Below are 12895 nucleotides of genomic sequence, written 5' to 3'. Positions count from 1 at the left end.
GCCCAATGAAATCAATGAACTGAACTGGCCTACACGCGTACCCGCGGCCGCCAGGAAGCGGCGCAAGATAGCAAACACGTCCCCTACGTCAAGCACCAAGGGTGGGCGTACCCCTCACTGCGCGACATCCAACCGCGGGTAGAAGGGGTTCAACTGCCCGTCCGCGATGCGCTGGGCATACACCTCTTCGCCGAGGAGGAACAGGGCCTGATCCAGATAATCTTCCGCGCCCTTGATCTCCTCCTCCTTGGTGGCGATGGCCTGGTCGAGCTCCGCCATGCGGGCGTCGTGCTGCTGCTTCTGCTCCTCCGCGGCGTCCTCCAGCTCGATCAGGCGCTTGTGCGCCAGGATGCCGGCCGCGCCGGGCTGGCCGGGGGTGGGCGTGAGGGCGGTGGCCAGTTGGGCCTCCCAGTCCTCCACCTCGCGGGCCAGGCGCATCTGGGCGATGCGGTTCTTCTTGAGGTTCTGCTTGGCGGCGTCCAGCTTCACCGGATCCTGGGTGGTCATCTCCAGGTCCGCGAGCTTCGCCTCCAGCTTCTTCAGGCCCACGATGGCGTAGCGCAGGTCGGCGCGGCGGGTGGCCAGCGTCTTGCGCAGCCCCTTCACCTTGCCCTCCACCGCCGTCACGGCCTTCTGGAACCGGCCGGTGATCTCCTTCTGGGCGGCGCACTCGTCCTCGTGCTGGGCCAGGAAGTCCTGATAGGCCACGTCCTCGTCGTTCATCTCCGCTTCCAGGGCCGCCAGCTCGTCCCGGCGCGCCTCCAGCACCTCTTCGGCGCGGTAGACGCGTTCCATGGAGCGGGGGCAGTTCGGCTTGCCCGGGAGGACGTCCCGGGCCAGGTCGCCGAGCTGGAAGATGAGATCGTTGTAGCTCTCCTTCGCCATGGGCGGATTCATACGCCCAAGACGCCAGGACTGTCACCGGCCGAGCGCATTCCCGCGCCCGGCCCCGGCCTCCGGCCTCAGGAATCCGCGGGCGCCGCGACGGCCTGGGACTCGCCCCGCCGCACCGCCGCCAGGGCCCCTTCCGCCAGGGCGAGCAGCTCCCGGGCCCGGTCCTGCTCCTCGGTGCGGTTCAGCTCGCACACCCAGGCGGAGGACAGGTCCGCGTGCTGGCGCGCCATCTCCGCGGTCGTCTCATAGCGCGCGGCCGACGCCCGGGCGAAGGCCCCCTCCCGTCGCAGCTCCAGGACCGTGTCCGGATCCAGATCGATCTCCTCTGGGGGCACCGGCAGCGGCCCGCGCCCCAGCGCCGCCAGGCGGGCCAGGAGCCGTGATGCATGGGCGCGGCAGAAGGCGGCCAGCACCATCAGGCGCGCCCGGACCCGCGCGTCGTTCATGCGCTCCGCCAGCCCCGTCATACGACGGGCCGACACCACTTCTGCTTCCCACGCGGCGGCCAGTGCGGCTGCCAGCCGGGTATGCCTCGCTCCCATCAGCGTCCCTCCCCCACCCTCGTGAGACGCAAGCTAGGAACGCTGTTGGTGCAATTCAACCGACCGCGCGAGCAACCATCCAATATAGGCCCACCCCCGCGAGGCAGATGGATGACAGGCGCACAACCTTCGAGTGCAACCGGGGCCTGCGCTGGACGATTCGCAGCACGGGAACCAGGAAGGCCACCACCGCCGCCTGCCCCACCTCCACCCCCAGGTTGAAGCCCACGAGCGCCGGCACCACGCCCGTCCCCAACCCGAGGTTTCCGAGCACGCTCGCGAAGCCCAGCCCGTGCACCAGGCCGAACAGGAAGGTGAGCCCCGCGCGGTGTCCGTGCCGGCGCAGGAACAGGTTCTCCAGCGCCATGTAGAGGATGGACGCGGCGATCGCGGCCTCGGCCCACCGCGTGCCCCGCGCGTCCAGCGTCAGCCAGCCCAGGGCCGTGAGCGCCAGGGTCAGCGAGTGCGCCAGGGTGAAGGACGTCACCAGCAGGAGGATCCGCCGGAGCGAGCCGCCCACCAGCAGGACGGCGAAGAGGAACAGGAGATGATCCGCCCCGGCCAGGATGTGGCGGATGCCCTCGCCCACCCAGCCGGCGAACCCTTCCACCGCACCGGGCGCGACCTCCACCTCATGGGCGTGGACGGCGGCCGGCCCCAGCAGGAGCAGGGCCAGCCACAGCACCCGGACCGGGGGGAACGGCTTCATCGCGCGGAGGAGCCTGCCCTCCGCGCGCCCTGCCCGTCCACTACTCGCGCACGAACTCCAGGTGCACCTGCTGGCGGCCGGAGAGCCCGCCGTGGTGCGCGCCGCAGCGCGGACAGACCAGCGGCTGATCCCACTCCCACTGGGCCTGCACCTCTTCGCCGCAGCAGACCATGGGGAGCGGGCGCAGCATCTCCTCGTCCGGAGGCAGCGGCCGGGGCAGCGGCTCCGGCGCCACGGAGACGAAGGTGGGCCGCGGGTTCTGGGACAGCGTGCGCTGCACGTACGCCAACTGCTCGTAGCGCACGTGGTTCGCCCACGCGCGCGCCATCTGCTCCACGTGCGCGGACTGCTCCGGCGTGAGCCACGCGTCCGGCAGCGCGCGGTGGCCGCAGTACAGGCAGTGCCACGCGGGCAGCTCCTCCGCCGTGTACGCCTCGTGGAGGTTCTCGAAGGGGAAGTAGCCCGCGAGCAGCCGCTGGAGCATCCCCGCGTCGTGGCGGCTGGGCCGCGTCTTGAAGGAGCGCTGGCACCGGGGACATTCGCGCCGCACGAAGCCCGCCTTGTCCCGCGGCAGCTCCAGCCACGCCATGTCCAGCTCCGGCAGGTTCACGCCAGCCCCCGCCGGCGGCCCAGCGACGCGACGGCCAGCACGAACGCGATGAGCGAGAACACCAGGAGGAGGTGCACCCACTGCCCCTCCGTCGAACCGGTGATCAGCCCCATCACCCACAACACCATCAAGATGATGCCCATGGTCCAGTACACGCCACGCCTCCCGCCACGCAGGGCCCCGAAAGTCAGACCGGGCGCAAGCTAGGGACGCGGAGGCGGCGCGGCAACAGGTGGAGCTTTCTGCAGGGTCAGGTTGGGAAACAAACTTCCCAGCCCGGGCATTTTTTCCGGCTGCCGTGGGCAGCGCCCGCCCCGTTTCAGCCCCTCTCTTAAGGATCCGTAAGGCCGCCAGCGCACGCCACGTACGCTGGCACGTTGCCTGCTTAGCCGCTGGGTGTGGGCGAGTCAGCGGGCGCGGGCGGTTGGGGCGCCAGGGGAGGGCGAGATGCGGGGTTGGACGGTGGCGATGGTGGCGGCGGCGATGCTGGTGGGGGCGGACGCGGTGGCTTTCCCGGTGCAGGTGCCGGTGGGTGCCCAGGGTGAAGCGCCGGACGTCGCGGCCCTGAGGGCGCAACTGGCGGAGAAGGACGCGCAGCTCAAGGCCGCCCTGGCCCGGCTGCAGCAGTACGAGGACGAGGCGGACTACCTCCGCGCCGAGCAGATGGGCGTGGCCGAGGCCGTGCGCGCCTCCGGGCTCCCGGAGCGGCAGCAGCGCCGGCTGGCGGTGGCCATCGTGCGCGAGGCGGAGCGCAACAACCTGGATCCCCTGCTGGTGGTGGCGCTGATCCGCTGCGAGTCCTCCTTCAACAACTACGCGGTGTCCGGCGTGGGCGCCATGGGCCTCATGCAGGTGATGCCGGACACGGGCAAGTACCTGGCGGAGAAGTCCGGCTGGCGGCTGGGCCGCCACACCAACCTCTTCGACTTCGAGACGAACGTGAACCTGGGCACCGCGTACCTGGCGGACCTCATCAACCGCTTCGGCTCCGTGGAGGGCGCGCTCGTCGCCTACAACGCGGGTCCCGGGCTGGCCAAGCGCATCCTGGCCAAGAAGGAGAACCGGGTGAAGTTCATGGCCGGCTACCCCGCCAAGGTCGTGAAGGAGTTCCGCAAGCTGAAGGCCCAGCAGGAGCGCGCCATCAGCCTGCGTGCCGAGCAGACGACAACCGACCGCAAGGGTTGACCGCTGCGCGACACGTCATCCGCTTGCTCGCCAACACTCCGGCGGAAGTTGCATGCCCGCCACTAACCTGATCGCCGGTGAAGGTGCACTGTCCGGCTCCGGCTGTGCACCCCACCCCCCGGTGGAAACCTGGATCACCCCTGTGGTCCGGAAACGTGCGTCAGCCGCCATCAACATCGCGAGCTGCACACACGTGCACACCTCAGCGGGAGCGCGGATCATGACGGGGCTTCGGATTCATCGGGAGGAGGCGGCGGGTCGGGTCACCCTGCGCCTGGAGGGAACGCTGGACGGCCAGACGGCACAGGAGCTGCGCAACTCGCTCCAGGCGCTGGGCCAGAGCGAGGTCGTGCTGGACTTCGCGCACCTGCGTGAGTTCAAGGACAGCGCGGTGGGCATCCTGACGCACGGGCTGAAGGACGGCGCCGTGGAGCTGCGCGGGCTGGCCACGCACCAGGAGCGGATGTTCCGCTACTTCGGCGTGCTGTCCTCGCCGGCGACGCACCGGGCCTACTACACGCCCGAGGACATCCTCTCCGTCTGAGGGTGATGGGCCCTCCGGGCCACGTGCATCCCCGGCAAGCGCCCGCGCCTCCACGGCAGGCGGGCATCCGGCGCGGAACACGGGCGGCCTGGAGGGGTGCCGGCGGGCGTTCGCCTGGGCTAGAGTCCGCGCCCAGATGACCCAGCCCGCTCGCGTCCTCGGTCCAGTTCAAACCCCTGCTTCCGCGCGCGCGGTGATGGAGCGGCTCGCCGCCCAGCTTGGCCGCGCCGTGCAGGGCAAGCCGGAAGAAGTGCGGCGCGTCGTCACGTGCGTGGTGGCCGGCGGGCACCTGCTGCTGGAGGACATGCCCGGCGTGGGCAAGACGACGCTGGCGGAGGCGCTGGCCCGCGCGTGCGCCCTGTCCTTCTCCCGCATCCAGTTCACCGCGGACCTGCTGCCGGCGGACATCCTGGGCGCGCAGGTGTTCCACGCGCAGACGGCCACGTTCTCCTTCCGGCCCGGGCCGCTGTTCCGGCAACTGGTGCTGGCGGACGAGCTCAACCGCGCGCCCCCGCGCACCCAGTCCGCGCTCCTGGAGGGCATGGCCCAGGGCCAGGTGTCGCTGGACGGGCAGACCCACGCGCTGCCCTCCCCCTTCACCGTGGTGGCCACCCAGAACCCGGTGGACTTCTCCGGCACCTACCCGCTGCCGGACTCGCAGTTGGACCGCTTCCTCGTGCGCCTGTCGCTGGGCCACCCGGCGCCGGACGTGGAGGCGCGCCTGCTCACCACGCGCGGCGCGGCGTCCCCGCTGCCGTCGGTGGAGGCGGTGACGGGGCCGGAGGAGCTCGCGTCGCTGCGTGACTTCGTCCAGGACGTGAGGCTGGACGCGGCGGTGGCGGACTACGTGGTGCGGCTGGCGCGGGCCACGCGCGAGCACGGCGACCTGGAGCGCGGCGCGTCCACCCGCGCGGTGCTGGCGCTGGGGTCCGCGGCCCGGGCCCAGGCCCTGTGGGAGGGGCGCGACTTCGTCACCCCCGGCGACGTGCGCGCCATGCTGGTGCCCTGCTGGGCGCACCGCGTGCTCCTGAGGAGCGCCGTGCAGGGCGTGTCCGCGCGGGACGAGGCGGCGCACCTGGTGGAGGAGATCGCCCGCAAGGTGGCGGCGCCCCGGTGAAGGCCCCCGCCCGCCCTCCCCTCAAGGCGCGGCTGCGCGCCCTCCTCCGTCCGCCGCGCACGCTGTCGGTGACGAAGGTGGGCCGCACGTACCTGGTGGTGACGTTCGGCGTGGGGCTGGGCGCGCTCAACACGGGCAACAACCTGCTCTACCTGCTGCTGGGCCTGCTGCTGAGCATGGTGGTGGTGTCCGGCGTGCTGTCGGAGCGCTGCCTGCGCGACCTGACGGTGCGCCGGGTGGGCGCGGACGCGGCGTTCGCGCGCGAGCCCTTCGCCTACCGCTGGGCGGTGTCGCGCAAGAAGGGGCACGGCTTCGCGCTGACGTTCTCCGAGGACCTCTCCCCGCTCACCGGCACCGGGAAGCTGGGGTACCTGCCCGCGGGCCAGGAGCACATCGTCCGGGCGGACCTGGCCGCGCCGCGCCGGGGCCCGGTGCGCCTGTCCGGCGTGCGCGTCACCACCACGTGGCCCCTGGGCCTGTTCGCCAAGACGCGCGTGTTCTCCCTGGAGGGGACGCTGCTCGTCTATCCGCGCCGCGGCTACGCCTGCAAGGAGCCGGGGCCCGCGCAGAAGGGCCCCCGGGGCGAGGCGGGCAGCCCGCGCCACCTGGACGGCACCGGCGACGTGGCGGGCCTGCGCGAGCTGGGCGCGAACGAGGACGCGCGCCGCGTCCACTGGCTGAAGAGCGCCGCCGTGGGGCGCCTGCTGAAGGTGGAGCGCGAGCGCGAGGAGCGCCGCGTCTGGAAGCTCGCGCTGGAACCGGGCCTCACGGGCGACGCGCTGGAGCGCCGCTGTGAAGAGGTCGCCGCCCAGGCGCACCAGCTCCTGGACGCGGGACACGAGGTGGGCCTCCAGTTGCCGGAGCACGCGCTGCGGCCCGCGGCGGGGGCCTCGCAGGAGCGGCGCATCCTCCAGGCGCTCGCGTGGGTGGGCTTCGAGGGCGCGGACACCGGGACGGACTCGCGGGAGGCGGCGTGAAGCGCCCCTTGAGGCTGCGGCTCGCCCTGCGCGACCTGGCGGCGGGCTTCGCCTTTGGCGCGATGGCCATGTCCGGCCAGCTCCCCGTCTGGGTGCTGGTCCTCTTCCTGGGGGCGCTGGTGCTGGCGCTGTTCGACGTGCGGCTCGTCGCGCGCTTCCACCGCCTGTCCGCGCTGGGGCTGCTGGTCGTGGCGGTGCTCCTGGGCCTCCAGTTGACGTCCGGCGCGATGAACGCGGTGGTGGCGGCGTGCTCCTTCGCGAGCCTCATCGCCGCGCAGCGGATGCTGTCCACGCCGAACGCCGCGGCGGAGGGCCAGACGCACCTGACGGGCCTCCTGATGGTGGCCGGTGGCGCGGCGCTGTCCGGCGACATGACGTACGCGCTGTGCCTCATCGCCTTCGGGGTGCTGGCCAGCCTGTCGCTGGCGCTGGGCGTGGTGGAGGCGGCGGTGCCGGACGGCGAGCCCGTGCCGGTGCGCGCGGTGCTGCGGCCGCTGTCCACGGGCCTGATGTTCGCGGTGGCCGGCGCGGTGGCCTTCTTCGTCCTCTTCCCCCGGCTCAACTGGGCCATGGTGGGTCCGCGCTCGGCGCCGGGCCTGGGCGCGGTGAGCAGCGCGGGCTACTCCAACACCGTGCGGCTGGGCGGCGCGGGCACCATCAAGGGCAACCCGCGCGTCGTGCTGCGCGCCACGCTCACGCCGGACCCGGGCCGCGAAGCGCTGGACGCCTACTGGGTGGGCCGCACCTACGACACCTTCGACGGCATGGAGTGGACCAACGTCGTCGGCGCGCAGCAGACGGAGCGGCAGATCACCCTGCGCCCCGCCAGCGACACGCTGCTCCACCAGCGCATCGAGCTTCTGCCCGCCTACGGCGCCCGCACGCTGATTGCCCTGGAGATGCCCTCGCGGCTGGGCAACGCCATGGCCCACACGCCCACCGGCACCCGGAGCAGCCCCGTGCAGCTCCAGGGCGGGGGCGAGGTGCGCTTCACCGTGAGCGCGCCCTCGTACACCTATGAGGCCTACAGCCTGCCGCCGGACGCGAAGGCGGGCCTGTCCCCGGGCCTGGTCCAGGCGGAGCGCGACCAGCTCCTGGCGCTGCCGGAGCACCTGGACCCGCGCGTCGCCCAGCTCGCCGCGCAGGTGCTCCAGGGAGAGAAGGAGCCGCTGGCCGCAGCGCGCAAGCTCGCCGCCTTCCTGCAGCGGGACTACGGGTACACGCTGGAGCAGGCGGGCACGCCGGAGGATCCGCTGGCGGAGTTCCTCTTCGTGCGCAAGGCGGGCCACTGCGAGCACTTCGCCACCGCGCTCACGCTGATGCTGCGCACGCAGGGCATCGGGGCGCGGCTCGCCACGGGCTTCTATGGCGGCACGCGCATGGACGGCGGCTACCTGGTGCGCGCGGGCGACGCGCACGCCTGGACGCACGTGCTCGTCCCGGGGCGCGGCTTCATCACCGTGGACGCGACGCCGCCGTCGAACCGCCCGAGCCAGGGCTCCGCGCTGCTGGAGAACCTGCTCGCCTTCTATGAAGCGGTGGAGGCGCGCTGGCGAAACTCCGTCGTGGACTACTCCTTCCGCGACCAGTTCGAGCTGGCCCGGGCCCTGGTCCGCCCGCCGCGCCGCGCGCCCGGCGCCCCCGCGAACAACGCCCCCAGCCGCCTGCCCCCGCCGCGCGCGTGGGTGACCGCCGCCGTCGTGGCCTTCGCCGTCTGGCGCGCGGGCCGCTTCGTCTCCCGCTGGACGGGCCGCGCCCCGGTGCTGGAGGCCACGCGCTTCCTCGACCGGGTGGACGCGGCGCTCCAGAAGGCCCGGGTGCCGCGCCTCGAACACGAGTCGCTGGAGGACCTGACCACGCGCCTGGCGCGCGACGGCCACCCGCTGGCGCTGGCGCTGACGCCCCTCACCCGCCGCTACCTGGAGGCCCGCTTCGGCGGCCGTGCCCTGCGCGAGGGAGAGGCCGAGCACCTGCTCGCCACCCTGCGCCGCGCGCTGGACGCGGAGGCCGCCCGCCGCGCCGTGAAACCGGACGGACAGGCGGGCCCTACCGCCCGCGCATCCTGAGCGGAAGAGAAGTGCCCTCCGGACGGAAGCGGGCTTCCGTCGCCGGTCGCCCGCCCTCCCCAGGGACGCGCGGCCGAGGTGGAGAAATGTCTCCACCCACGCCACCCCACGCCATTAAGCGTTTCAGCGAAACCCCATTCGCGAACGTCATGGCGACGTGCGCTCGAGGGCCGTGCGCCGTGCATTTTCTCCCCTCGCAGACCCGCGGATTTCCTACCGGCCACGGGTAACGGTTACAGACCGTTGCCAGCAGACGCCCACCTGCGTCCTGCAACCCCTCGGAGACACACGCGAATACATCCAACCCTGGTTGGCATCCCGGTTGCTCAGGGCAGACACGTCAAGTTGTCGGACTTGAACCCAGGGCACCTTTCAAGCGCCTCCGCCGCGGCAGGAGGCCCGATTTGGAGAATCCATCCATGCAGGCATCGACCGAGCAGTCGTCCAATTCTGGCTCCCTCGCGATGTATCTCTCGGAGATCAACCAGTACTCGCTCCTGAAGGTGGAGGAGGAACAGGAGCTGGCGCGCCGGTTCATCAAGGGGGACCTGGCCGCGGGCCACCGCCTGGTGACGAGCAACCTGCGCTTCGTGGTGAAGGTCTCCTACGAGTACCGCTCCTACGGCATCAAGATGTCGGACCTCATCCAGGAGGGGAATATCGGCCTGATGAAGGCGGTGCAGAAGTTCGACCCGGACAAGGGCATCCGCCTCATCTCGTACGCGGTGTGGTGGATCCGCGCGTACATCCAGAACTACATCCTGAAGAGCTGGTCGCTGGTGAAGCTTGGGACCACGCAGGCGCAGCGCAAGCTGTTCTTCAGTCTGGCCCGCACGCGCCGGGAGCTGGAGAAGCTGGGCAGCGGCGAGGCCGTGGTGAACGTGGATGAGATTGCCAGGAAGCTCCACGTGAAGCCCGGCGAGGTGCGTGAGATGGAGCAGCGCATGGGCGGCCGGGACTTGTCCCTGGACGCGCCCATGGGCGAGGACGGCGGCAACAGCCACGTGGACTTCGTGGTGAGCGCGGCGGCGCCCCAGGACGACGAGTTCGCGGACAAGGAGGAGGCGGGCCTCATCAACAACCGCGTCCGCACCGCCCTCATGCGCCTGGACCCGCGCGAGCGCTTCATCATCGAGCAGCGCGTGATGAACGAGCGCCCCATGACGCTCAAGGAGCTGGGCGAGCACTTCGGCTTCTCCCGCGAGCGCGCGCGCCAGTTGGAGATCCGCGCCAAGGACAAGCTCAAGTCGGAGCTGGCCGCCCTGATGGCGGAGGTGGATCCGGAGACGCTCTCCGCCCAGGGCTGAGGGGCAGTTTTCGCACCCCGGCGGAGACCCTGCTACAACGGGCCCCCTGATTTCCTGTCAGGAGTGCCTGCTTGTCCCACGGTTCCCCGCCGGTCGTCGATGATCGCGTCCCCCTCGCGGAGGCGCATGGCGCCGCCCCGCACAAACCCTATGTGCCCCCCGAGCAGTCGCCCGCGGAGCTGACCCTCCGCGGCCTGGTGCTCGGGTCGGTGCTGGGCATCGTGTTCGCGGCGTCGTCCGTGTACCTGGCCATCAAGGTCGGCCTCACGGTGTCCGCGTCCATCCCGGTGGCGGTGCTCTCCATCGCCATCTTCCGGGCCCTGGGGCGCTCCAGCATCCTGGAGAACACCATCGTCCAGACGACGGGCTCCGCGGGTGAGTCGCTCGCGTTCGGCGTGGCGGCCGCGCTGCCCGCGCTGCTGATCCTGGGCTACGACATCAGCCTCACGCACGCGTTCCTCACCGCCGCGCTGGGCGGCGTGCTGGGCGTGCTGATGATGATCCCCCTGCGCCAGGGCCTCATCGTCCAGGAGCACGGCAAGCTCACCTACCCGGAGGGCACCGCCAGCGCGGACGTGCTGATCGTCGGCGAGCAGGGCGGCACCAACGCGCGCACGGTCATCCTGGGGTTCATCATCGGCGGCGTCTACAAGTTCGCCTACTCCGGGATGAAGCTCTTCAAGGAGGCCATCAGCGCGCCCATCAAGGGGCTCAAGGCGGCGGTGTTCTCCACGGAGGTGTCCCCGGAGCTGCTCGGCGTGGGCTACATCATCGGGCCTCGCGTGGCGGGCATCACCTTCGCGGGCGGCGTGCTCAGCTACCTCATCCTCATCCCGATGATCTCCTTCTTCGGCGGCGGCATGGAGACGCCGCTGCTGGTGCACAACGGGATGCTCATCAAGGACATGTCGCCGGATCAGATCCGCAACGCGTACGTGCTCTACATCGGCGCGGGCGCGGTGGCGACGGGCGGCCTCATCAGCCTCATCCGCTCCATGCCCACCATCGTGGGCGCCTTCAAGCGCAGCGTGGAGACGCTGCGCCAGTCGCGCACGCAGGGCGCCCTGCCCACGGTGCTGCGCACGGATCAGGACCTGCCGATCACCGTGGTGCTGGTGGGCAGCGCGCTGCTCATCCTGGCCATCTGGCTGGCGCCGCCGCTGCACGTGAACTTCATCTCCGCCATCCTCATCGTCATCTTCGGCTTCTTCTTCGTGACGGTGAGCGCGCGCATCACGGGGGAGATCGGCTCCTCGTCCAACCCCATCTCCGGCATGGTGGTGGCCACGCTGCTCGTCACCTGCCTCGTGTACCTGCTGTTCGGCTGGACGTCGTCGCCGGACCGCTTCATGGCGCTCACCACGGCGGCCATCGTGGGCATCGCCGCGTCCAACGGCGGCACCACCGCGCAGGACCTGAAGACGGCGTTCCTCGTGGGCGGCACGCCCAAGAAGCAGCAGATCGCCCTCTTCGTCGGCGTGCTCACCAGCGCGATGTTCATCGGCCTGGTGCTGGTGCTGCTCAACCAGGGCGCCACCGCGGTCATCCCGGAGGCGCACCCGAACGTGCAGGTGACGGAGCTGACGCAGGAGACGCGCACCCAGCACACGTACCGCTGGGCGGTGTCCCAGGACGCGCTCACCCAGCGCGGCATGACGCCCGAGAAGCTCAAGCGCTCGCTGTGGGCGGAGCGCATGGACGTGGCGCAGGTGGACGGCGCGCTGGAGCTGCGAAGCTGGCGCCCGGTGCCGGCCGAGCAGGTGTCCGGCCTCACGCTGTCCCCCGCCAACGGCCCGTCGCTGAAGCTGTCGGACGCGGGCGCCATCACCGCCGGTCCGGACCGCGTCTACAAGGAAGGCTTCGTGCGCGGCGCGGACACGCCCGTGCCCGCCGGCCGCTACCTGGTGGATGACCAGGGCACCATCCAGTACGTGGTGGACCCGGGCATCGGCGGCCGCATCAGCGAGTACGAGGGCCAGACGCTCACCCGCTACTCCGCGCCCAAGGCGCAGTTGTTCGCGCTCATCATCGACGGCATCCTCACGCAGCGGCTGCCGTGGGACCTGGTGCTGCTGGGCGTCTTCATCGCGCTGATGCTGGAGCTGTGCGGCGTGTCCGCCCTGCCCTTCGCGGTGGGCGTGTACCTGCCCATCAGCAGCACGGCCCCCATCTTCGTGGGCGGCATGGTGCGCCACTTCGTGGACAAGCTGCGCGGCGGCACCGCGGCGGAGTCCGAGTTCTCCCCCGGCACGCTGATGTCCTCCGGCTACATCGCGGGCGGCTCCATCGCGGGCGTGCTCATCGCCTTCCTGGAGATCGCCAGCGACGGGGCCTGGACGCGCGCCATCAACCTGCCCGCCCTCTTCGGGCATGAGGGCGCGGTGGGCTCCTTCCTCAACGCCGTGGGCGAGAGCGAGCTGGCGCACCCGACGTGGTCCAACGTCTGGGGCCTGGCCTTCTTCGCCGTCCTCACCGCGGTGCTGTTCCGCTCGGCCCTCAAGGGCAAGAGCGGCGCGGAAGCCCCGCCGCCGTCGCCCTGACGGCGTGAAGTCCCCTCCCCGCTTGGAGTCCCGGGCGGGGAGGACCGGCTACAGCCCGGGCACCGACGGCGGCACCTCCGTGTCGCCGCCGGCGGAGTCCGCGCCTCCCTTCGCGCAGACGTACTCCGCGCGCAGCGGCGTCACGATGCCGAAGGTGAAGGCGTAGACGAACGGGCTCCACCACGGCCAGTACACGTCCACCCGGGACAGGCCATGCCGACACTCCGCCGCGGCCACGTTGGACGTCGTCAGCCCCTCCACCAGGCTCACGCCCATCTGGGACTCCGGCGCGCCGTCGCGAGGCGCCGGGCTGCGCACGCTCATGCGGAAGCACCCCGTGAGGGACGCCAGGACCAGGGCGGACGCGGCCAGTCGCTTCATGGACGGGACTCCGGACAGCGAAG

13 protein-coding genes are annotated in these 12895 nt (G+C 71.5%); 7 read left to right on the top strand and 6 right to left on the bottom strand.

Annotated features, from left to right (window positions below):
* Window positions 1-114: 114 nt before the first annotated feature.
* The 5 genes from K8612_RS21585 to K8612_RS21565 all read right to left on the bottom strand — a co-directional run bounded on the left by K8612_RS21585 (window position 115) and on the right by K8612_RS21565 (window position 2898).
* A complete protein-coding gene (locus K8612_RS21585) occupies window positions 115-885 on the bottom strand; it encodes a hypothetical protein (RefSeq protein WP_223743186.1) in 771 nt (256 codons plus the stop codon).
* Window positions 886-962: 77 nt separating this feature from the next.
* Complete coding sequence (locus K8612_RS21580; RefSeq protein WP_223743187.1) at window positions 963-1376, bottom strand: hypothetical protein; 414 nt, start codon at window positions 1374-1376, stop codon at window positions 963-965.
* Between the two features lie 115 nt (window positions 1377-1491).
* Entirely contained in the window at window positions 1492-2145 is a 654-nt protein-coding gene (locus tag K8612_RS21575) for a HupE/UreJ family protein (protein ID WP_223763675.1), read from the bottom strand.
* Between the two features lie 40 nt (window positions 2146-2185).
* On the bottom strand, window positions 2186-2755 hold the full coding sequence (locus K8612_RS21570; RefSeq protein WP_223763674.1) for a hypothetical protein: 570 nt from the start codon (window positions 2753-2755) through the stop codon (window positions 2186-2188).
* Window positions 2752-2898 (bottom strand): lmo0937 family membrane protein, encoded by a 147-nt coding sequence (locus K8612_RS21565; RefSeq protein WP_014396045.1) that lies wholly within the window; start codon window positions 2896-2898, stop codon window positions 2752-2754. Before K8612_RS21565 ends, K8612_RS21570 begins: the two co-directional genes overlap by 4 nt.
* A 304-nt stretch (window positions 2899-3202) precedes the next feature.
* On the opposite strand from K8612_RS21565, the gene K8612_RS21560 reads away from it, so the two are divergent.
* The 7 genes from K8612_RS21560 to K8612_RS21530 all read left to right on the top strand — a co-directional run bounded on the left by K8612_RS21560 (window position 3203) and on the right by K8612_RS21530 (window position 12491).
* On the top strand, window positions 3203-3940 hold the full coding sequence (locus K8612_RS21560) for a lytic transglycosylase domain-containing protein (protein ID WP_223763673.1): 738 nt from the start codon (window positions 3203-3205) through the stop codon (window positions 3938-3940).
* Between the two features lie 220 nt (window positions 3941-4160).
* Window positions 4161-4484, top strand: a complete 324-nt coding sequence (locus tag K8612_RS21555) for an STAS domain-containing protein (protein ID WP_223743192.1) — start codon at window positions 4161-4163, stop codon at window positions 4482-4484.
* A gap of 136 nt (window positions 4485-4620) precedes the next feature.
* Complete coding sequence (locus tag K8612_RS21550; protein ID WP_223763672.1) at window positions 4621-5601, top strand: MoxR family ATPase; 981 nt, start codon at window positions 4621-4623, stop codon at window positions 5599-5601.
* Window positions 5598-6578, top strand: coding sequence for a DUF58 domain-containing protein (locus tag K8612_RS21545; protein ID WP_223763671.1), 981 nt, complete (start codon window positions 5598-5600; stop codon window positions 6576-6578). The genes K8612_RS21550 and K8612_RS21545 overlap by 4 nt, the downstream gene beginning before the upstream one ends.
* Complete coding sequence (locus K8612_RS21540) at window positions 6575-8644, top strand: DUF3488 and transglutaminase-like domain-containing protein (protein ID WP_223763670.1); 2070 nt, start codon at window positions 6575-6577, stop codon at window positions 8642-8644. The genes K8612_RS21545 and K8612_RS21540 overlap by 4 nt, the downstream gene beginning before the upstream one ends.
* 419 nt (window positions 8645-9063) lie before the next feature.
* Window positions 9064-9951, top strand: a complete 888-nt coding sequence (locus K8612_RS21535; protein ID WP_223743196.1) for an RNA polymerase factor sigma-32 — start codon at window positions 9064-9066, stop codon at window positions 9949-9951.
* Window positions 9952-10022: 71 nt separating this feature from the next.
* Window positions 10023-12491, top strand: a complete 2469-nt coding sequence (locus tag K8612_RS21530; protein ID WP_223763669.1) for an OPT family oligopeptide transporter — start codon at window positions 10023-10025, stop codon at window positions 12489-12491.
* 48 nt (window positions 12492-12539) lie between these two features.
* Here K8612_RS21530 and K8612_RS21525 read toward each other — a convergent pair whose 3' ends face one another.
* Window positions 12540-12872, bottom strand: a complete 333-nt coding sequence (locus K8612_RS21525; protein ID WP_223763668.1) for a hypothetical protein — start codon at window positions 12870-12872, stop codon at window positions 12540-12542.
* Window positions 12873-12895 lie beyond the last annotated feature (23 nt).

The organism is Corallococcus sp. AS-1-6 (assembly GCF_020037015.1).
Lineage (GTDB): Bacteria > Myxococcota > Myxococcia > Myxococcales > Myxococcaceae > Corallococcus.
The sequence above is the reverse complement of the archived record's forward strand: the minus strand, read 5'-3'. Positions and strand labels throughout refer to the sequence as shown.

What these genes read in the sequence shown, in the direction of transcription:
- K8612_RS21560 (WP_223763673.1), top strand. Translation starts at nt 3,203, where the DNA reads ATGCGGGGTTGGACGGTGGCGATGGTGGCGGCGGCGATGCTGGTGGGG.
- K8612_RS21555 (WP_223743192.1), top strand. Translation starts at nt 4,161, where the DNA reads ATGACGGGGCTTCGGATTCATCGGGAGGAGGCGGCGGGTCGGGTCACC.
- K8612_RS21550 (WP_223763672.1), top strand. Translation starts at nt 4,621, where the DNA reads ATGACCCAGCCCGCTCGCGTCCTCGGTCCAGTTCAAACCCCTGCTTCC.
- K8612_RS21565 (WP_014396045.1), bottom strand. Translation starts at nt 2,898, where the DNA reads ATGGGCATCATCTTGATGGTGTTGTGGGTGATGGGGCTGATCACCGGT.
- K8612_RS21535 (WP_223743196.1), top strand. Translation starts at nt 9,064, where the DNA reads ATGCAGGCATCGACCGAGCAGTCGTCCAATTCTGGCTCCCTCGCGATG.
- K8612_RS21585 (WP_223743186.1), bottom strand. Translation starts at nt 885, where the DNA reads ATGGCGAAGGAGAGCTACAACGATCTCATCTTCCAGCTCGGCGACCTG.
- K8612_RS21525 (WP_223763668.1), bottom strand. Translation starts at nt 12,872, where the DNA reads ATGAAGCGACTGGCCGCGTCCGCCCTGGTCCTGGCGTCCCTCACGGGG.
- K8612_RS21575 (WP_223763675.1), bottom strand. Translation starts at nt 2,145, where the DNA reads ATGAAGCCGTTCCCCCCGGTCCGGGTGCTGTGGCTGGCCCTGCTCCTG.